Annotated in this window: 14 protein-coding genes and 1 pseudogene; 11 read left to right on the top strand and 4 right to left on the bottom strand. The window is 41.4% G+C overall.

The window, feature by feature from the left end; genetic code table 11:
- Window positions 1-60: 60 nt before the first annotated feature.
- Complete coding sequence (locus QDI94_RS00075) at window positions 61-2,154, bottom strand: glutamine synthetase III family protein (RefSeq protein ID WP_278866296.1); 2,094 nt, start codon at window positions 2,152-2,154, stop codon at window positions 61-63.
- A 619-nt stretch (window positions 2,155-2,773) separates the two neighbouring features.
- Here QDI94_RS00075 and gltB point away from each other — a divergent pair.
- From gltB to QDI94_RS00035, 8 genes and pseudogenes are all read left to right on the top strand, one after another.
- Complete coding sequence (gene gltB, locus QDI94_RS00070) at window positions 2,774-7,315, top strand: glutamate synthase large subunit (protein ID WP_278866294.1); 4,542 nt, start codon at window positions 2,774-2,776, stop codon at window positions 7,313-7,315.
- A 13-nt stretch (window positions 7,316-7,328) separates the two neighbouring features.
- Window positions 7,329-8,813, top strand: a complete 1,485-nt coding sequence (locus tag QDI94_RS00065) for a glutamate synthase subunit beta (protein ID WP_015522626.1) — start codon at window positions 7,329-7,331, stop codon at window positions 8,811-8,813.
- A 183-nt stretch (window positions 8,814-8,996) separates the two neighbouring features.
- The gene (gene rlmD / locus QDI94_RS00060) at window positions 8,997-10,166 is read left to right on the top strand and encodes a 23S rRNA (uracil(1939)-C(5))-methyltransferase RlmD (protein ID WP_278866291.1); all 1,170 of its coding nucleotides are present in this window, start codon (window positions 8,997-8,999) and stop codon (window positions 10,164-10,166) included.
- A gap of 308 nt (window positions 10,167-10,474) precedes the next feature.
- A complete protein-coding gene (locus tag QDI94_RS00055) occupies window positions 10,475-10,654 on the top strand; it encodes a hypothetical protein (RefSeq protein ID WP_022233904.1) in 180 nt (59 codons plus the stop codon).
- A 637-nt stretch (window positions 10,655-11,291) separates the two neighbouring features.
- Window positions 11,292-11,963, top strand: coding sequence for a response regulator transcription factor (locus QDI94_RS00050; protein ID WP_101028975.1), 672 nt, complete (start codon window positions 11,292-11,294; stop codon window positions 11,961-11,963).
- Window positions 11,963-13,006 (top strand): sensor histidine kinase, encoded by a 1,044-nt coding sequence (locus QDI94_RS00045; protein ID WP_278866289.1) that lies wholly within the window; start codon window positions 11,963-11,965, stop codon window positions 13,004-13,006. Before QDI94_RS00050 ends, QDI94_RS00045 begins: the two co-directional genes overlap by 1 nt.
- Window positions 13,007-13,039: 33 nt before the next feature.
- A complete protein-coding gene (locus tag QDI94_RS00040; RefSeq protein ID WP_278866287.1) occupies window positions 13,040-14,104 on the top strand; it encodes an FUSC family protein in 1,065 nt (354 codons plus the stop codon).
- A 540-nt stretch (window positions 14,105-14,644) separates the two neighbouring features.
- Window positions 14,645-14,908, top strand: a pseudogene (locus QDI94_RS00035) (arsenate reductase ArsC); the annotation flags it as partial.
- Between the two features lie 387 nt (window positions 14,909-15,295).
- Here QDI94_RS00035 and QDI94_RS00030 read toward each other — a convergent pair.
- Complete coding sequence (locus tag QDI94_RS00030; protein WP_278866285.1) at window positions 15,296-16,384, bottom strand: dockerin type I repeat-containing protein; 1,089 nt, start codon at window positions 16,382-16,384, stop codon at window positions 15,296-15,298.
- Window positions 16,385-16,615: 231 nt separating this feature from the next.
- On the opposite strand from QDI94_RS00030, the gene QDI94_RS00025 reads away from it, so the two are divergent.
- Window positions 16,616-16,867 carry a hypothetical protein gene (locus QDI94_RS00025; protein WP_278866283.1) on the top strand — a complete coding sequence of 84 codons (252 nt, stop codon included), beginning with the start codon at window positions 16,616-16,618 and terminating at the stop codon, window positions 16,865-16,867.
- Here QDI94_RS00025 and QDI94_RS00020 read toward each other — a convergent pair.
- Both QDI94_RS00020 and QDI94_RS00015 read right to left on the bottom strand, forming a co-directional pair.
- On the bottom strand, window positions 16,812-17,582 hold the full coding sequence (locus QDI94_RS00020) for a YdcF family protein (RefSeq protein ID WP_278866281.1): 771 nt from the start codon (window positions 17,580-17,582) through the stop codon (window positions 16,812-16,814). The genes QDI94_RS00025 and QDI94_RS00020 overlap by 56 nt on opposite strands.
- A 22-nt stretch (window positions 17,583-17,604) precedes the next feature.
- Window positions 17,605-19,146 carry a 4Fe-4S dicluster domain-containing protein gene (locus tag QDI94_RS00015; protein ID WP_278866279.1) on the bottom strand — a complete coding sequence of 514 codons (1,542 nt, stop codon included), beginning with the start codon at window positions 19,144-19,146 and terminating at the stop codon, window positions 17,605-17,607.
- Between the two features lie 352 nt (window positions 19,147-19,498).
- On the opposite strand from QDI94_RS00015, the gene QDI94_RS00010 reads away from it, so the two are divergent.
- Both QDI94_RS00010 and QDI94_RS00005 read left to right on the top strand, forming a co-directional pair.
- Window positions 19,499-20,188 carry a zinc ribbon domain-containing protein gene (locus QDI94_RS00010; RefSeq protein ID WP_278866278.1) on the top strand — a complete coding sequence of 230 codons (690 nt, stop codon included), beginning with the start codon at window positions 19,499-19,501 and terminating at the stop codon, window positions 20,186-20,188.
- A 10-nt stretch (window positions 20,189-20,198) separates the two neighbouring features.
- Window positions 20,199-20,636, top strand: coding sequence for a hypothetical protein (locus tag QDI94_RS00005; RefSeq protein WP_278866276.1), 438 nt, complete (start codon window positions 20,199-20,201; stop codon window positions 20,634-20,636).
- Window positions 20,637-20,862 lie beyond the last annotated feature (226 nt).

Here is a 20,862-nt window from a genome sequence, read left to right as displayed (position 1 = left end):
TTGTGTTACCTGTTATACAATATAAATAATGTTATTTAGTATAAATAGAGGTTCTATCAATCACACACCGAAAAGAAGTTCGCCGTATGAAGGATAAGGCCAGTATTCCGAAGCTGTTTCTGTTTCCATTGCGTCACCGACAGCTCTGAGTTCCTGCATAAGTGCAAATACTGTTTCTCTGTAGTACTTAGCATACTTGAGGTTATCATCGCTGTAGTCGCTTGCCTTGATAACAGCCTCTTCAAGCTCTGCAGTTTTCTTTGAGAAACATACAAGTTTGTTTGAAAGGCTTGTAATAAGGTCTTCCTCAACACTTGTAGGAATAGCATCTGAAAGTGCCTTTTTGGCAAGTGCTGTATCCGTAAGATCTCTTACATATGATGTAACGGCAGGAAGAATGTTCTTCTTAGCCATATCAATCATTGTGAGAGCCTCAATGTTAATCTGCTTAGAATAGCTTTCAAGCTCAATTTCATATCTTGCGCGGATTTCGTCTGCCGAACAAATCTTATTCTTAACAAAGAGGTCAATATTCTTCTTGTCAAGGAAGTGTTCCATTGCGTCAGGGAGTGACTTGAGGTTAAGAAGTCCTCTTCTTTCAGCCTCTTCAACCCACTCGGGAGCGTAGTTGTTGCCGTTGAAGATAATGTTCTGATGCTCTGTGAATACTTTCTTAACAAGAGCCTTGATAGCTGCGTCCATATCATCCGCATCTTTAAGCTCATCGTAGAACTCTGAAAGTTCTTCGGCTACCATAGTGTTGAGCATATAGTTAGGACAGGCAATGTTAAGTGAAGAACCAAGTGCTCTGAATTCAAACTTGTTACCTGTGAATGCAAAAGGTGATGTACGGTTACGATCCGATGTGTCCTTCATAAAGTCAGGAAGAACATCAACGCCTGTTCTCATCTTCTGCTTACCCTTGCTTACATATTCTCTGTCATTGATGATTGAATCAACGAGTTCGCCGAGGTCATCACCGAGATACATTGAAATGATTGCAGGCGGTGCTTCATTAGCGCCGAGACGGTGGTCGTTACCTGCCGATGCAACCGTGATTCTGAGAAGATCCTGATACTCGTGAACAGCCTTTACAACTGCTGCAAGGAAAAGCTGGAACTGAAGGTTGTTTTCAGGAGTCTTGCCGGGATCAAGAAGGTTTTCGCCTGTGTTGGTTGAAATTGACCAGTTGTTGTGCTTACCCGAACCGTTAACACCTGCGAACGGCTTTTCGTGAAGAAGACAAACAAGGCCGTGTCTTTCGGCAACCTTCTTCATAACTTCCATTGTAAGCTCGTTGTGGTCGGTTGCAATGTTTGTTGTTGTGAAGATAGGAGCAAGCTCGTGCTGTGAAGGAGCAACTTCGTTATGCTTTGTCTTTGCAAGGATACCGAGTTTCCAGAGTTCCTCGTCAAGGTCTTTCATATAAGCAGCAACTCTTGTCTTGATTGCACCGAAGTAATGGTCGTCAAGTTCCTGTCCTTTAGGAGCTTTTGCACCGAAAAGTGTTCTGCCTGTATAAATAAGATCCTCTCTCTGGTCGTAAGCGTCCTTATCAATAAGGAAGTATTCCTGCTCCGGACCTACTGTTGTTGTAACTCTTGTAACATCGTCTTTGCCGAGAAGATGAAGAATCTTTACAGCCTCTGTATTGATTCTCTCCATTGAACGAAGAAGAGGAGTTTTCTTATCGAGAACCTCGCCTGTATAAGAACAGAATGCTGTAGGAATGTAAAGTGTTCCGTCCTTAACGAATGCATATGATGTCGGATCCCATGTTGTATAACCTCTTGCCTCGAATGTGGCACGAATACCGCCGCTTGGGAAAGAAGAAGCATCAGGCTCGCCCTTTACAAGCTCTTTACCTGAGAACTCCATGATAACCTGACCTTCACCGTTCGGTGCGATAAAGCTGTCATGCTTTTCGGCTGTGATACCTGTCATCGGCTGGAACCAGTGTGTGTAGTGGGTACAACCCATTTCAACTGCCCAGTCCTTCATAGCAGCCGCAACAACATTTGCAACGCTGAGGTCAAGCGGTTCACCGTTCTGGATTGTCTTTTTCAAAGCCTTGTAAGTTGACTTTGGAAGTCTTTCCTGCATCTTCTGATCATTAAATACCATGCTGCCAAAAATTTCGGGAACTTTTGCCATTTTAATTCTCTCCTATCCATTTTGAAAATAAATTTTAATGGTCTGATTTTTGCTTTATAAAAACAGAAAAGGACACTGTAAGCCTCAGCTCACAGCGCCCTTGCTGTCTTCGATGTTGTTAGTATATTCCACTTTTGCGAATTTGTCAATACATTTTTTGAAAAAAGTTTTGAAATTGCAAGTTTTATTAAATTTCCTGCAAAATTAAGCTGAAACACCAATAAGAGTTGCATATTTTCTACAACAATCACAGTAAAATGAAAGTTTTACCCTTAAAAGTTGCAATTTTCCTCTATTTTCCCTTGACAAAGCACAATGTATAGTTATATAATCTAAGTGCTGATTTTCCTTAATCAAAGACGACAAGGCATTTCAGAATATCAGCCGACCTGCACATTCACCTTTGCAGGATATGATACAGGCTGAGCATAGCGGTTTTACCGCTGAGAAGAGATCGGGCATTTTACAATTACATATATATGATTGATTATTAACCGGCAGAACATTAATTGCCACTTTGAACCGATAAGTTTACGAAAGCAAACTTCCTTTTACATATATATGTATATAAAAAGTCCGCTGAATAATTTTTGTGATTAACAGGAAAGGGTGATCATTAATGGAACAGACAGTCAGAGAGAACAACAAGACTCTGTATTCTCCGAAGTTTGAACATGATAACTGCGGTATCGGAGCTGTTGTTAATATTAAGGGTATCAAGTCACACGACACCGTGGCAAACGCTCTGACAATTGTTGAAACTCTCGAACACAGAGCAGGTAAGGATGCCGAAGGCAAAACAGGTGACGGCGTAGGTATTCTTCTTCAGATTTCACACAAATTTTTTAAGAAGGCAGCTGCTGAAATCGGCATTAAGCTCGGTTCCGAAAGAGATTACGCTGTAGGTATGTTCTTCTTCCCTCAGAATGAGCTTGCAAGAAATCAGGCAAAGAAGATGTTTGAAATCATTGCAGAAAAAGAAGGTCTTACAGTTCTCGGCTGGAGAAATGTTCCGTCAAAGCCCGAGGTACTCGGTCACAGAGCTGTTGAATGTATGCCTGCAATTATGCAGTGCTTTATCAAAAGACCTCACGGCGTAAAGAGAGGTCTTCCGTTCGACAGAAAGCTCTATGTTGCAAGAAGAGTTTTTGAACAGAGTAATGAAGACACATATGTAGTTTCGCTTTCAAGCAGAACTATTGTATATAAGGGTATGTTCCTTGTAGGCGATCTTCGTAACTTCTTTCTTGATCTTCAGGACGAGGATTACGAGTCTGCAATCGCTATGGTTCACTCCCGTTTTTCAACCAACACAAATCCAAGCTGGCAGAGAGCTCATCCTAACAGAATGATTGTTCACAACGGTGAAATCAACACAATCAGAGGCAACGCTGACAAGATGCTTGCCCGTGAGGAAACAATGCGTTCAGAGCATCTCAAGGGCGACCTTGACAAGGTTATTCCTGTTGTAAACACAGAGGGTTCAGACTCTGCAATGCTTGATAACACACTTGAATTTCTCGTAATGAGCGGTATGGAGCTTCCTCTTGCCGTTATGATTACAATTCCGGAGCCGTGGGATAATAACGGCACAATGAGCCAGAAGAAAAAGGACTTCTATCAGTATTATGCAACAATGATGGAGCCATGGGACGGTCCTGCGTCAATCCTTTTCTCTGACGGTGACATTATGGGTGCGGTTCTTGACCGTAACGGTTTGCGTCCGTCAAGATACTACATCACGGATGACGGCAACCTCATTCTTTCATCGGAAGTCGGCGCACTTCCGATTGATCCCGCAAAGATTGTTACAAAGGAAAGACTTCGCCCGGGCAAAATGCTCCTTGTCGATACGGTTCAGGGCAGACTCATTGATGACGATGAACTCAAAGAGTATTATGCGTCAAAACAGCCTTACGGCGAATGGCTCGACAGTAATCTTGTTTGTCTTAAAGACCTCAAAATTCCTAATATGAAGGTTGAGGAGCATTCATATAAAGAAAGACAAAAACTCCAGAAGGCTTTCGGATATACCTACGAAGATGTTATGACATCAATCCTTCCTATGGCAAAGAACGGCACAGAGTCAATTGCCGCAATGGGTACAGACAGTCCGCTTGCAGTTCTTTCAAAAGAACCGCAGCCGCTTTTCAACTACTTCAAACAGCTCTTTGCACAGGTTACAAACCCGCCGATTGACGCAATCCGTGAGGAAGTTGTAACATCAACAACAATTTATATCGGTGAGGACGGCAACATCCTTGAGGAGCGTCCCGAAAACTGCAAGGTTATGAAGATTCACAACCCGATTCTTACATCAACCGATATTCTCAAAATCAAGAATATGCACATTCCGGGCTTTAAGGTTGCGGTTATCCCGATTCTCTACTACAAGAACACAAGACTTTCAAAGGCTGTTAAGCGACTTTTCATTGAAGCTGACAAGGCTTACAATGACGGTGCAAATATTCTTATCCTCTCCGACAGAGGAGTTGACGAAAACCATCTTGCAATTCCGTCACTTCTTGCAGTATCCGCTCTTCATCAGCACCTTGTTGCAACAAAGAAGAGAACCTCACTTGCAATGGTACTTGAAAGCGGTGAGCCGAGAGAAGTTCATCATTTTGCAACACTTCTCGGCTACGGTGCAAGTGCAATCAACCCGTATCTTGCTCAGGAAACAATTCACGAGCTTATCGGTGATGACCTTCTTGACAAGGACTACTACGCAGCAGTTGACGATTACAACAGCGCAGTTCTCCATGGCATCGTAAAGATTGCGTCAAAAATGGGTATTTCAACAATCCAGTCATATCAGGGCTCACAGATTTTTGAGGCTATCGGTATAGGCAAGGATGTTATTGACGAATACTTCACAGGCACAGTCAGCAGAATCGGCGGTATCACAATCAAGGATATCGAAAAGAATGTTGACAAACTTCACACAGCGGCATTTGATCCGCTTGACCTCGGTGTAAGCGATGAGCTTGAATCCCGTGGTTCACACAAGTTCAGAAGCGGCAAAGAGGAACACCTCTACAATCCGCAGACTATATATATGCTCCAGCAGGCAACAAGAACAGGCGACTATGAGCTTTACAAAAAGTATTCTCATATGATTTCCGAAGAAATGGATCCTGTAAACATCAGAGGTCTTTTCGACTTCAACTTTGCGGAAACTCCTGTTCCGCTTGATGAGGTTGAAAGCGTTGATTCAATCGTAAAGCGTTTCAAGACAGGCGCTATGTCCTACGGTTCAATCTCACAGGAGGCTCACGAAACACTTGCGATTGCAATGAATCAGCTTCACGGCAAGTCAAACTCCGGTGAGGGCGGCGAAAGCCTTGAACGACTTCTCACAAAAGGACAGAAGGTTGACAGATGTTCTGCAATCAAGCAGGTTGCGTCAGGTCGTTTCGGTGTTACATCAAGATACCTCACATCTGCAAACGAAATTCAGATTAAAATGGCTCAGGGTGCAAAGCCGGGCGAAGGCGGACATCTTCCGGGCAAAAAGGTTTATCCCTGGATTGCAAAAACCCGTCATTCAACACCCGGTGTATCGCTCATCTCTCCCCCACCGCACCACGACATTTACTCAATCGAGGACCTTGCACAGCTTATCTACGACCTCAAAAATTCTAACAAAGACGCAAGAATCTCTGTTAAGCTCGTTTCGGAATGCGGTGTAGGTACGGTTGCCGCAGGCGTTGCAAAAGCAGGTGCAGGCGTAATCCTTATTTCAGGTTATGACGGCGGTACAGGCGCTGCTCCGAGAAACTCAATCTACAATGCAGGTCTGCCGTGGGAACTCGGTCTTGCCGAGGCTCATCAGACACTCATTATGAACGACCTTCGTAACAAGGTTGTTATTGAAACCGACGGTAAGCTTATGAACGGCCGTGATGTTGCAATTGCAGCAATGCTCGGTGCAGAGGAATTTGGTTTTGCAACTGCTCCGCTTGTAACTCTCGGTTGTGCAATGATGAGAGTATGTAACCTTGATACCTGCCCGTTCGGTGTTGCCACACAGAACCCCGAGCTCAGAAAAAGATTCTGCGGCAAGCCCGAATATGTAATAAACTTTATGAAGTTTGTAGCAAGCGAACTTCGTGAATATATGTCAAAGCTCGGCGTAAAAACCGTTGATGAGCTTGTCGGAAGAATTGACCTCATCAAGAGAAAAGAAGGCATCACAGGACAGGCTGCCGAGGTTGACCTTTCTAACATTCTTGATACAAACTTTGTTTCGGAAAAGGTTGAATACAACAAAAAGAGCCTTTATGATTTCAAACTTGAATCAACACTTGACGAGAGAATCCTCTGCAAAGAATTTGCAAAGGTTCTTGCAAAAGGCACAAAGAAAAAGGTTGAAGTCAATGTTAAGAACACTGACCGTTCATTCGGTACAATCTTCGGTTCTGAGGTTACAAGAAAGCATTACAACAACCTTGATGACGATACATTTACAGTAGTCTGCAACGGTTCGGGCGGTCAGAGCTTTGGCGCATTCATTCCAAAAGGACTCACACTTGAACTCGTGGGCGACTCAAACGACTACTTCGGCAAGGGACTTTCAGGCGGTAAGCTGGTAGTTTATCCTCCGAAGAACTCAACATTTGACGCAGGTAACAACATCATCATCGGTAATGTTGCACTTTACGGCGCAACAAGCGGCAAGGCATTCATCAACGGTGTTGCAGGCGAGCGTTTCTGCGTAAGAAACTCAGGCGCAACGGCAGTTGTTGAGGGTGTCGGCGACCACGGTTGTGAATATATGACAGGCGGCAGAGTTGTTGTTATAGGCAAAACAGGCAAAAACTTTGCCGCAGGTATGTCCGGCGGTGTTGCCTATGTTCTTGATGAAGAAAGAGATCTTTACACAAAGCTCAACAAAGAAATGGTTCTCTTCTCTGAGGTAACAGAAAAGTACGATATAATCGAACTCAAAACGCTTATAGAAGAACATGTTGCAGCAACAGGTTCACAGAGAGGCAAGAAAATCCTTGATAACTTTGACGAGTATCTTCCGAAATTCAAGAAGATTATTCCGCACGACTACAAGAGAATGATGGCTGCAATTGCCGCTTATGAAGAAAAAGGTCTTACAAACGAGCAGGCACAGATTGAAGCTTTCTACGAAATTGTGAATAATAAATAAGGAGGGGACATCAATGGGAAAACCAACAGGATTTATGGAATATAAGCGTGAGGATGCTCCGGCATACTCCGTAAAAGAGAGAATCAAAAATTTTGACGAGTTTCACGATCCCCTCAGCAAAGAGGATCAGCAAAAACAGGGTGCAAGATGCATGGACTGCGGTGTGCCTTTCTGTCAGGCAGGAATGCAGATCGGTTCTGCATTCTCAGGCTGTCCGCTTAACAACCTCATTCCCGAATGGAACGACCTTATCTACAAGGGCAACTGGGAACAGGCTTACAACCGTCTTAAGGTTACAAACAACTTCCCCGAATTTACATCCCGTGTATGTCCTGCTCTCTGTGAAAAGGCATGCACCTGCGGTGCAAACGGTGACGCTGTCAGCGTAAGAGCCAACGAATACGGAATCATTGAAAATGCCTATGAAGAAGGTCTTGCAGACGCAAGAATTCCAAAGGTAAGAACAGGCAAGAAAATTGCAATCATCGGTTCGGGTCCATCGGGACTTGCCGCTGCCGACCAGCTCAATCAGCGCGGTCATTCTGTAACGGTATTTGAACGCAATGACAGAGTAGGCGGTCTGCTTATGTACGGCATTCCGAATATGAAGCTTGAAAAAGATGTTATCGAACGCAAGATTAACATTATGGAAGAAGAAGGCGTAACCTTTGAAACCTGCTCAAATGTCGGCAAAGACATCAAAGCAAGCGAAATTCTCAAGGACTTTGACCGTGTAATCCTTGCTTGCGGTGCATCAAATCCGAGAGATATCAAAGTTCCCGGCAGAGAGGCTAACGGCATTCACTTTGCCGTTGACTTCCTCAAATCAACAACAAAGTCACTTCTTGACTGCAACCTCAGAGAGGGTACATTCATCAGCGCAAAAGGCAAGAATGTAATGGTAATCGGCGGCGGCGACACAGGTAACGACTGCGTCGGCACAAGCATCAGACACGGTGCAAAATCCGTTCTTCAGCTTGAAATGATGCCTAAGCTTCCCGACACAAGAAGTGCCGATAACCCATGGCCGCAATGGCCGAGAGTCTGCAAAACAGACTACGGTCAGGAAGAGGCTATTGAAGTTTACGGTCACGATCCACGAGTTTATCAGACAACCGTTAAGCAGTTCATTGCTGACAAGAACGGTAATCTTGTAGGTGCGGAGCTTGTTAAGCTCAAACCCGAAAAGGATGCTAAAACAGGCAGACTTATGATGAAAGAGGTTGAAGGCTCAGAGTACAAGGTTGATGTTGAACTCGTACTCATTGCGGCAGGATTCCTCGGCAGTGAAAACTATGTAACCAAGGCATTCGGTGTTGAAACAAACGCAAGAACCAATGTTGCAACGGCAGAAGGCTCACACAAGACAAATGTTGAAAATGTATTTGTTACAGGCGATATGCACAGAGGACAGTCACTTGTTGTCTGGGCGATTCGTGAGGGCAGAGATGTTGCCAAAGAGGTTGACGAAAGCCTTATGGGATACACAAATCTTTAATTGATTACAAATAACCTGATAATCCTCAATTTTTCGATATACCGGTTAATAATCAGAAAGCGCAGGAGCGGATTTCCCTCCTGCGTTTTTCTTTGTCATTTAGGGTTTGTTTCTGTTGCATATCAATATGATTGATGATAAAATAAAGAATATATACAATGCAATAAAATGTGAGGAAATATTATGAGCAACAGACCTGAAACCAACAAACAAAGCTGTCCCGTTTACAAAAAATGCGGCGGTTGTCAACTGCAAAATCTGTCATATCCCGAACAGCTTGAATTCAAGCAGAAGAAAGTCGAAAAACTTCTCAAACGCTTTTGCACCGTTGAAAAAATTATCGGAATGAAAACTCCCTACCACTACCGCAACAAGGTTCAGGCGGCTTTTTATACGGACAAAAAGGGCAAAATCATTTCGGGTGTGTATCAGTCTGGCAGTCATCATGTTGTCGGGATTGACAGCTGTCAGACAGAGGATGTTATTGCCGACAAAATCATCGTTGCAGTACGCAAGCTCCTCCCCTCTTTCAGAATGACAACCTATAACGAGGACACAGGCAAAGGTTTTCTCCGTCACATTCTTGTGAAAAGAGGCTTTGCGACAAATCAGATTATGCTTGTGCTTGTGACAGGTACACCTGTTTTTCCGTCAAAAAACAATTTTGTAAAGGCGATTCTGAAACAGTTTCCCGAAATCACAACCATTGTGCAAAATATAAACCCCTACCGCACCAACCTTGTACTCGGTGACAATCAGAAAGTGCTGTACGGCAAGGGTTATATTGAGGATATTCTCTGCGGTTGCAGGTTCAGAATTTCGCCGAAAAGCTTTTACCAAATTAACCCCGTTCAAACCGAAGTTTTGTACGGCAAAGCAATTGAATTTGCAAATCTCAAAAGCAACGAAACCGTGCTTGACACCTACTGCGGAATCGGCACAATCGGCATAATTGCCGCCAAAAACGGCGCAGGCAATGTTATCGGTGCAGAGCTTAACGGCGATGCCGTGAGGGATGCAATCGTAAACGCAAGAGCAAATAATCTGAAAAATATCCGTTTCTACAAAGCCGATGCGGGCGAGTTCATGAGAGAAGCTGCAGACGAGGACGAAAAGCCCGATGTTGTGTTTATGGATCCGCCAAGAGCCGGAAGTGACCGAAAATTTCTCGACTCACTAATCAAAATGTCTCCGAAAAAGGTTGTCTATGTTTCCTGCAATCCCGAAACATTGGCAAGAGATTTAGCCTACCTAACCCAAAACAGCCCCTACAAAGCCCAAAAAATCCAACCCGTAGATATGTTCCCCCACACCGCACACATTGAGACGGTAGTCTTGATGTCAAGAAAATGATTAAGCAATATAAAATTCGGCTTGTTTGCTGACTTTTTCTAAATCTAAAATTATATATTTAACCATCAAAAGCACTCGGGTATATCTTATGGAAACATATCCAATGCAAAATTTCGTTCAGGTTGTAGCCTCGGATTAGATAATGCAAATTGAGTGAGTGGATTAGATGTCAGTGTGTTTGGAGAGAATTTTATAGGACAAAAAGCTGACAGGCAATCCTGCAATTCGACCGTTTTGAGGGGTTCATGAACAGTGAAATAGATGTTAATAGAAATTAGATAAATCGGAATTTATGGAGGATAAAGCTGATGAACAACAAAAGGATAATTATAGGAGTCACTATTGGAATAATCGCAGCAATACTTTGGAGCGTTGTTTTTATAAATGTCTTAAATAGCATGGCTGGAATTGGAATCGGAATATGTCTGGGTATATCTTTTGGTATATCTGGCAGTCTTATTTTTTCAAAAAAAGATAAAGATAAATGATGATACAACTTCCAGTTTGCCAACTTGCCCTTTGAGAAGAGAATTTTACAAAAGAAGTGATCTCTATGTTCTCAGGCGAGAAAGTTCTTGAAGATTTACGGTGTGATAACAGCCTGATGAAAACAATGGTTGACCGCTTCGGAGAAGATGTGACAGACCAATATCAAACCGGACGAAGTGCATATTTGCGACTGGGACAATTATTTATGAGATTATTTGCTGGATTGCTATAAGAATCTGATGAAACGACCTTTCAAAAAACAGTTGATTTAGAAGTTAACTTTTTTTGAAAGGCCGTTTTTGCTATATCTAACAGTCTGTTGTACAAAGAAGATTTTGCATGGATTAAAAAACAAACCTTGTTGAGGTTAAATTGAGTTTTCCATTGTATTGTATTGTTAATGAATAAGAATGAGAAAAAGAACAGACAATGCTGAATGCTCTGGAAACAAGAATATCTGAGTATAGTATGTAAGTTCATAACAGAATGAAAGGAGCGATTCAAATGAGCAATTTGGAAAATTATATGAAACAGCAAGCAATTTTTTGTGAACAAAATGATAGCATTAGTAAGAATCTGGTATTCAGAGTATGGTGTAAAAAGAGGATTACGAGATGAAAAAGGAGGAAGAAGATCGTGTTTCAAATATTAATTGTAGAAGATGATAAAGAATTAAGCCAGCTATTCCAAAATGTGCTTGAGAAGAATGGATATCAGGTCAAAAGTGCATCGGATGGAGCACTGGCATTAGAAATATTGGATAAAGAGTATATTGATCTGATCATTTCCGATATTATGATGCCGGTTATGGATGGTTATGAACTGGTGTCGGAACTCCGTTCAGCTGGATATCAGATACCGGTACTTATGATCACTGCGAAAGGTTCCTTTGATGATATGCGCCAGGGATTTCTTTCGGGAAGTGACGATTATATGGTAAAACCGGTAAATGTGAATGAAATGGTTTTAAGAGTCGGAGCACTGCTTCGCCGTGCACAGATACTGAATGAACACAAAATTGTGATCGGTTCAACAGAGTTTGATTATGATGCAATGACGGTTACAACTGATAAGGAAAGTCTTGTTTTGCCTAAAAAAGAATTCCTGCTTTTATATAAGCTTGCAGCTTCGCCAGGCAGAACATTTACAAAACAACAGTTGATGGATGAAGTATGGGGATACGAGACGGAAGCAGACCCACATACGATAGAGGTACATATAGGAAGAATCAGAGAGCATTTTAAAGATAACCCTGATTTTGAAATCGTAACAATGCGTGGAATTGGATACAAGGTGGTGAAAAAATAATGGAACAAAAGAAAGAAAAAGGATTGCGGATCCGATCCTGTCTGACCGGTGCAATCTGGCTGGCACTTGTATTTTCAACAGTCATATCTGCTTTATTATTTGCTTTTTTGAATCATTTTTTTAATCTGCCGGGCAGCATATCTGTGCTTGGCTGGCTTTTGATTTTCAATACATTGATTGCAGGGCTGATCACTTCCTTTATTAATGCAAAGTTACTGGAACCAATTACCAGACTTAGTAAAGCAATGAAGGAAGTTTCTCAGGGAGATTTTGAACAGCATTTGGAAACGAACAGCCGTATAGCAGAAGTTGGAGAATCTTATCAAAGTTTTAACGTTATGACAAAAGAACTTCGTGCAACAGAGGTGCTGCAGATGAATTTTGTATCTGATGTTTCTCATGAGTTTAAGACCCCGATTAATGCCATTGAAGGATATACAATGCTGCTTCAGGGAGAAGAACTGTCTCCGGATCAAGAGAAATATGTAGAAAAAATCTTATTTAACACCCAAAGACTTTCCGGATTGGTTGGTAATATTTTGCTGTTATCCAAGTTAGAGAATCAGAATATACCAATGAAAAAAACAGAATATCGTCTGGATGAACAGATCCGCCAGGCATTTCTTTCATTGGAAACAAAATGGACAGAAAAAGAAATTGGTTTTCAGGTAGAATTGGAGGAAGTTAAATATACTGGGAATGAAGGACTTTTTATGCATATCTGGATAAATCTTTTGGATAATGCGATTAAGTTCAGCCCTTCAAAGGGGACAATTACGATGTTTCTGAGACAAGAACAGGATTCTGTTAAATTCATTCTGGAAGATGAAGGACCAGGAATAGAGGATGATGTAAAATCCAGAATATTTGACAAGTTCTATCAGGTAGATGGATCTCATAAAGCAGAAGGAAATGGCCTAGGTCTTGCACTTGTAAAACGGATTGTAGATAGTGCCGGAGGAACAATCAAAGCAGAAAACCGTGAATATGGTGGATGCAGATTTGTTGTAGAGCTGCCAAAGCAGAAAGATGAGATTATATAGTTTTAAGATAAATTAGAAGATTGGATGATTTATATGACATTTTATCAGGAGTTGCAGTTAAATCAGGCAGGTTCTAAAAACCTGTTGAAAAAGAGTAAAACACTAAAAGAAAAATTATATCATATGTGGGTATATCTGGTGAAGATAGCTGTTACAATGGCATTTTGTTTTTTCTTTGTTAGTATTTTCAGCATCCTATTTGGAAATGAGAACAGCATTGTAGGTGTAGTAGTCTTATTATGTCTCATGGTGTTTAGAAATGCGGATCTGGGGATCCACACCGGACAATCTACGATGCTTTTGGCTTTGTTCTTTGTAATTATGACTGTATGTCCGCATTTAGCAAATCAGTTTTCACCGGTATTGGGAATGCTGTTAAATATTGCGGCACTGGCTGTGTTGATTCTGTTCGGATGCCATAATCCATTCATGTTTAATCAATCTACATTGGTTCTTGGGTATCTGCTGCTATATGGTTATGATGTTACGGGAAAAAGCTATCAGATGCGATTAGTCGGAATGGCTTTAGGTGCAGCACTTACCTGCTTCGTATTTTATCGAAATCATAAAAACAGAACTTATAAAAGTAATCTGAAAGATCTGATACAAGAATTTGATATCACTTCTTCCAGAACAAAATGGCAGATATGTCAGATTTTATGCGTACCGATTGTCCTTTGCATTGCAGAACTTTGTAATATGCCACGTGCAATGTGGGCTGGTATTGCGGCCATGTCCGTGATTTTGCCGTCTATGGAAGATATGCACTACAGAGTCCGTAAAAGGATTGTCGGAAATATTGCAGGTGTTATATGTTTTACAGTATTATATTTTCTGCTTCCTTCGTCAATCTATGCATATATAGGAATTCTTGGTGGAATCGGTGTAGGATTTTCAGCACAATATGGCTGGCAGGCAGTATTTAACACATTTGGTGCTTTAGCCATTGCTGCAGAGACTTATGGACTACAAGGAGCAGTTAGTCTTAGAGTGATTCAAAATGTTTTTGGTGTTGTGTTTGCTTTAGCATTTTGTGTTATATTTTATTGGTTTATGTCTAAAAAAAAGGAAAGTGATGTGACCGTACATGCAGAGTGAAGTGAATCAGGAAGAAAATTTGAATAGAATTATTACGGTTCCTAGATAAGGTTTTTTATGATGAAAACAGTATATCATATGCGGTCATGCATTGAAAATACTGTTCAGTTAAGAAATGCTGTATTTTTTAGGTGCACTAATGTGTAGAAAGCAGGTGTATGATGAGTTCAAATCATTTTTTGGGGTATGACAAAAAGACAGATTGCATATCTGCCTCATAATGGAGTATAATGGTAACGAGATTTATGCAACCCGATACATGAAATTCCTATTTCTCTTTGGACGGAGGTGGATAGGATAATTTCGATTGTACCTGACAGGTGTCAGATACTTTTGTATGAGAAGCATGGTCTCTGTTTCGTTACCACCGTGTTTGAGATATGCCCTGCATATGTTTACTGCGATGGCGAAATTAATTTTATAGACGTGTTTGGTATTTTTAGATGTTTTTACCACAGTGTGAGAAGTCACTAATTCACAGAAATTATACAGAATCATACGGGAATTGATTTCCTGAAGGATTCCATCATACTTGCTGTGCCCCAGATCAATCAGAATGCCGTCCGTCTCATGAAGGAGCTTTACGGCATCGACATGGAGAAAAAGCAGTATTCTAAGCTGATATCAAGCATCCCGGAGCCAGACATCTCCATCTCCATGGGTTGTGATGTAGGTTGTCCGTTTATTGGCAGAGCGTTTGATGACAACTGGAAACTTGAAGATCCGACAGGAAAAACGGATGATGATTTCAGGGGGGTTATACAGCAGATCGAGAAGAATATTCTAGAATTAAAGAAAAAATGATTGCAATATAAATTCCAGTTTGTAGGGATGACATGAAAAATGAAGTTTAAGGAACAGAGCTTTACCCTGTTTGCCTATACAAATTATAGGACAATTCAAGGTTGTCACAGGCTCGAACCACTAGATTTTAAGGAAAAAGGTGCGTTCCACCATTCCCTTGTACAATAGGGGTTGAGTATGTTTTTCGTTGAACAACCGTGCCACATCGAGTGCGTGGTTCTGTTGACTAAGGTACACAGGTAAGAGTGTGAAACAGGCTTTGGATCATATAATTTAAGACACAACGAAACAAGACACAACAAAGCAGAGCACAATAAAACAAAATTTAAACCCCGAAGTCTGTAAAAACTTCGGGGTTTGGTGTCTTCATTAGGCTATTCAACTAACTTATGCAGCTGCAAACTTTTCGCCTGTTTTGCCGTATCCGTCAACATTTACGATATACTTTTGAACAGCTGTTGCATCCTTAACTGTAATCACACCGTCAACATCAACATCTGCTAACTTCTGATTTACATTATCTAACTGTGCCTTATTTACTATGTATTTCTGCACTATTGTTGCGTCAACAATAGTAATCAAGCCGTCATTATTCACATCGCCGTAAATCATACCATCAAAAGGATCTGTAGGTTGAACAGAGGGATTGGGGAAAACAGATTTGTCAAGAACGCTGACTACGCCATTTTCCTTAGCCATGTCATAGTTAGGAAGTCCGCCGTATTCATACTTGCCTGTTTCCTCGTTCTTGCCGTAGAAGAAGTAGAATTCACCGCCGTACATCACCTTACCGCTGAGAACACTAACATCATAGTCGTTAGGATTGATAACAAAAATCATATTATTGAATGTCATTGAGATACCAAGGTCAAAATCTGTATCAATAAAGAAGTTATCCTTGAAGTTGCCGAGGAATGTCTTATCATTACCCTCAACAGCCTCCTGAGCCTTTGCCCAGAATTCACCGTCAAGTAATTTGTCATAATAAGTACTGTCACCTTCCGAATAGTAATCACAACACACATCCTTTGTCTGCATAGCAGCCTTAAACTGTTCCTCACCAAACTCGAAAGTTACTTTACCTGTTTCTGCATCTTCTTCTCTTTCACCGCCGTTAAGGCAGTTGTTGAAAATAATAGCAGGAACATCTGAAGGAATGTCAATATAGAAGATGTTAGCGTCAGCGTCATAAACCTGCATCTTGTATCCCGGCCAAGGAGCAGCCTGTGATGATCCGCCATTAAACACGCATGCGTCTGAACCGTTCCACCAAAAAATGCCGGCAGAGTCTGCGCCGAATTTTTCATTTTTCCAAGATTCCGGCATTACAAAATAAAGTCTTTTGGTAGCCGTTCCCTCACTTGGAACATAGCGATCGTCGTTGTCAATTGCCGCATATACTCCCGAAATGCCAACTACGGCAACAGAAAGCACCATTGCGATTGACAGAAGCATGCTTATAAGTTTTTTCGTCATAAAAAAAACTCCTCTCTTATTTTGTTAAATTTAATAAGCTTTGTGAAATCGTATTACATTCCACTTTTAACCTTAAATAAATAATATAACCAACAAAACATTTTGTCAATAGAATTTAAGGCAATTCATACATTTTTTGTAAATTTTCACTATAACAATAAATTTTTTCTCTGCATATAATTTAAAATTCTGCAAAAAATAAAACCACCTCACGGAAAGGTGGTTTTTATTATGAGTTTTTACGATGTTAATCATAACGAGGGACAGCACGAAAAATATCCGATTGAGTTGCCGTCACGAAACAGCAAAAAGGAAATTTCCCCTATTGTTGATGTTACGGAACACGAGGTTTATCCGCTTGAGTTTGCAAACTGTCACAGGACAAAGCCTCGTTTTGACACAAACGGTGACATCACCGAAATTGTGACTACCGAAACAGAAGCTGAAACGGAAGAGCGAACCACTCACGAACAGCATAAGTAGGGACATACAAAAATCTTGTGTCGGAGCTTACTGCTCCGACATTTCCTTTTATGCCGAGTTGCGAACAAATTATCCTTGCCCTGAGCTGATGAAAGCCGTCCGTCACAATCGTAATATCGGTATTAAGGTCGTTATCCTCAATAATTTTCATTGAATTTCTTATATTCTCGGTTGTATTGGTTGACTTGTCCTCCATATAAAGTCTTGAAGAATCAATGCCCGACTCCGTCAGCACATTGTACATACATTGCGCCTCACTCATAATCTCGTCACTTCCCTGTCCTCCGCTGAGAACGGCATTTGCGTTTAGAGAATCGTCAAGATATGATTTTGCGGCGTCAATTCTGCCACGCAAAATTACCGACGGTCCCCATGGCTTAACCTGAGCACCGAGGACAATTGCAGTTGAGTTTTCGGGCGGTGCCTGACAGGTTGCCCATACCATTGCAGAGGTGACAATCGCACCGTAAACGGCAAAAGCGATAAAGCCGATATTCACTACACGAAAAACTATTTTAGTAAACAAATGCTTAAAGCAAAATGCCTTTATTGCTCCGTGAACGGGCGGAATTAACACGCACAACAGCCACAGACACAAAAAAGTTCCTGCTATATTGCCCGGGTTGATAATTCCGTGAGTCATAGGGATTACGAAAAAGCCGAGAAACACAACTGCCACGGCAATGCCGATTATGCGTAAAATTAACATCACCATTTTCAAAATATCACCCGACCTGTTAAATTTCTTTCATCTTATCAAACTCATTGTACATATTTTCAAGAGTTGACAAACGGTCAATAAACGGAGTGTCAACAGCGCCCTCAAAGCACGATTCTTTTTTGCTTTTGAGAACCTCCATTGCAGATTTGTCGGGATTGTTGATTGTTCCGGCACCTGCAACACAACCGCCGGGGCAAGCCATACCCTCAAGCAGATAGCCGTTGTACTTGCCTGCCTTTGCCATACGCAAAAGCTTTACGCACTCGTCAAGTCCCTGTGCATTGGCAACCTTGACCTCTCTTTCGGGATCAAGCTTGTGGATTGCATTGACAACAGCCTTTGCAACACCGCCGCTTACGGCAAAGCCTCTGCCGTCTGCGCTTGAGAATGAGAGCGGTTTTTCGTCAACCTCAACAGTGTTAAAATCAACCTCTTTTGCGGCAAACATTCCTGCAACTTCTTCAAAAGTCAGCACAAAGTCGATATCACTTCGGATACTTCTGCGGCTTGCCTCAAGCTTTTTAGCGGCACACGGTCCGATAAACACAACCCTGCAATCGGGATAATGCTGTTTTGTAAGTCTGCCCGTGAGAACCATAGGAGTGAGTGCCATTGAAATGTACGGAGCGATGTCGGGGAAAGTTTTCTTCGCCATAACGCTCCATGCCGGACAACAGGAAGTCGCCATGAACGGCTGTTTTTCGGGAACTTCTTCCATAAAATCCTTTGCTTCTTCAACCGTACAAAGGTCGGCACCAACCGCAACCTCGACAACATCTGTAAAGCCGAGAGCCTTAAAAGCATTTCTGATTTTATTTGACGGAAGTCCCTTGAACTGACCTGCAATTGCGGGCGCAACTGCGGCATAAACAGGTGTGCCGCTGTTGATTGCCATAATAGTCTGGAAAATCTGGCTTTTGTCAACAATTGCGCTGAACGGACAGCTTACAAGGCACATTCCGCATGAAACGCACTTGTTATAGTCAATATCTGCTCTTCCGTGTTCATCGCTGTGAATAGCTTTCATACCGCATGCGGCGGCACACGGACGCTCCTGCTTTATGATTGCATTGTATGGACACGCCCCCTGACATTTTCCGCATTTGATGCACTTTTCATCGTCAATATGCGATTTTCCGTGTACAATCGAGATTGCTCCCTTCGGGCAAACCTCTGTACACGGGTGTTCAAGACAGCCCTGACATCCGTCTGTCACAACCACTCTTTTTTCGGCACACTTATGACAGGCGAATTTTATTATATTGATTAACGGCGGATCGTAAACCTTTTCGTCAATCATACTTTCTTCAACACCTGTTGAGATAGGCGCTTGTTTTGAAACGGGCAAAAGCGGAAGTCCCATTGCAAGGCGAAGTCTTTCGCCGACAATGGCTCTTTCGAGAAATATACTTTCACGGTATGTTGAAATTTCACCCGGGATAATTTCATACGGAAGATTTTCAAATTTTGAATAATCTCCGCCCTCGTATGCAAACCTTGCAACCTCGGTGAAAATTTGATTACGGATTTTTGTCTTTGACGAATACAGTCCTCTCAAGGCACTCATCCTTTCACTGTGTGTATTTTATTTTCAATTCAATCATTCACTAAATTCAAATCGCAGCAACGCTCTGCCTTGCTTGCAATCTTGTACATAGGAGCGTTAGCTCCTCGGAGGTTCAATGGAACACTGAATCTCTGAATTGCAACATTATGTTGCAATTCGTACTTAGATTATACACTACACTATCCTTGTTTTCAACAGATACAGGCTTATTTTGCAAAAATTTTGCGATATTATTTACATAATATCAAACTTTATCCCGAGCGATTTTGTCACATTTATTGACTTTAAGTGAATATTGTTATAAAATGGTGTCATACTATCAAAAATTACGAGGTACAAACCTATGAAATGTCCTAATTGCGGTTTTGAAACAAATGAAAAATATTGCCCGGCGTGCGGTGCTAATATGAATACAACAAAAACGAGTAAAGGTAAAACTCTTGCGATTATTGTTTTATCTGTAGCGGTAATCACACTTGTTTGCACAAATGTGATTACACTTGTAATATTTGCAAATAAAACCGAACTCGAAACGGTCAATACACAACCGACAACTGTTATTTCGGAAACAGTCGCAAACACACAAGCCACAACATCAACAAACAAAAGTGACGATAAAGATTATATTTTCGTCCCAGGAAAAAACAGCACAGTTAAAACAGGTTTTGGAAACATAAAACTTACAAATATTGAGTATGCCCCTGCAAATGAAGAATTTTCGGCAAATTATGTTTATACTCTTCAAAAAGTAACATTTGAATTTGAAAACACATCAGACTCGCCGAAACAACTCGGATATTGTAATGTAACAATTCCTAACGATTATCCTAACTTGTACCCACAAACTATGCAGGTTCAAAGAATAGAATATACAAACGAACTTAAAGTTTGCAAGTCAGGTGATAAAATGAGTGTTTCTATGGTGCTTGCCGTTCCAAAAAAGGAAAGTGAAGTCAGCTTTACACTAAAAATATATTCAAGCACAGAAAGCAAAGACTACGAAAACACTTTTGCAATTGAAAGAAAAGATTGAGGTAAATCCTATGAAATGTCCTAATTGTGGTTTTGAAACCGAGTCTGCGTTTTGTCAGATGTGCGGAACGAAAATTTCCGAAGCTTTACATACACAGAATAATGAAACAACCGAAACTGAGTACACCTCGCCTTTACCGCAGACAGGCTTTGAACAGGCGGAGGGCTTTGCACCGCAGATTCAAAATGAAATGCCCGAACTTGAAATAAATCAGCCACCCATTCCCTACATTCCGCCGGCAGAACAGCCGATTGATAAAAAGAAAGCTTTTAAAATCGTAAAAATTGTTGCCGCCTGTGTGATTGGTGCGGTCATTATTGCAGGCATTGCAATCAATGTAACTGCGGCGGTATCGGGCGAAAGCAAGTCGATTTTCGGCAACAGCTCCATTAGCGATTGGATAAATCACCCCGATATGTACGGCGGAGATTACAGTACTTATCAATAATTAAAATTTAAAAATCAAAGCGGTGGGAAAGGCATTGCATTTTTGCAGGCTGTCTTTCCTACCGCTTTTATGTTTTTATTAAACGCCCTTTTAATGCCAAATTAGCTCATACAGAAATTTTTTACACGGTCAGCAAATTTCTTTTCATCTGCGTTCAAGGCAGATTGTTTGCTTGCCTTTGGCATAAAAATGATTTCATAGCTTTTTACATAATGTATCGTACCAT

The organism is Ruminococcus bromii (assembly GCF_928721825.1).
Lineage (GTDB): Bacteria > Bacillota > Clostridia > Oscillospirales > Acutalibacteraceae > Ruminococcoides > Ruminococcoides bromii.
The sequence above is the reverse complement of the archived record's forward strand: the minus strand, read 5'-3'. Positions and strand labels throughout refer to the sequence as shown.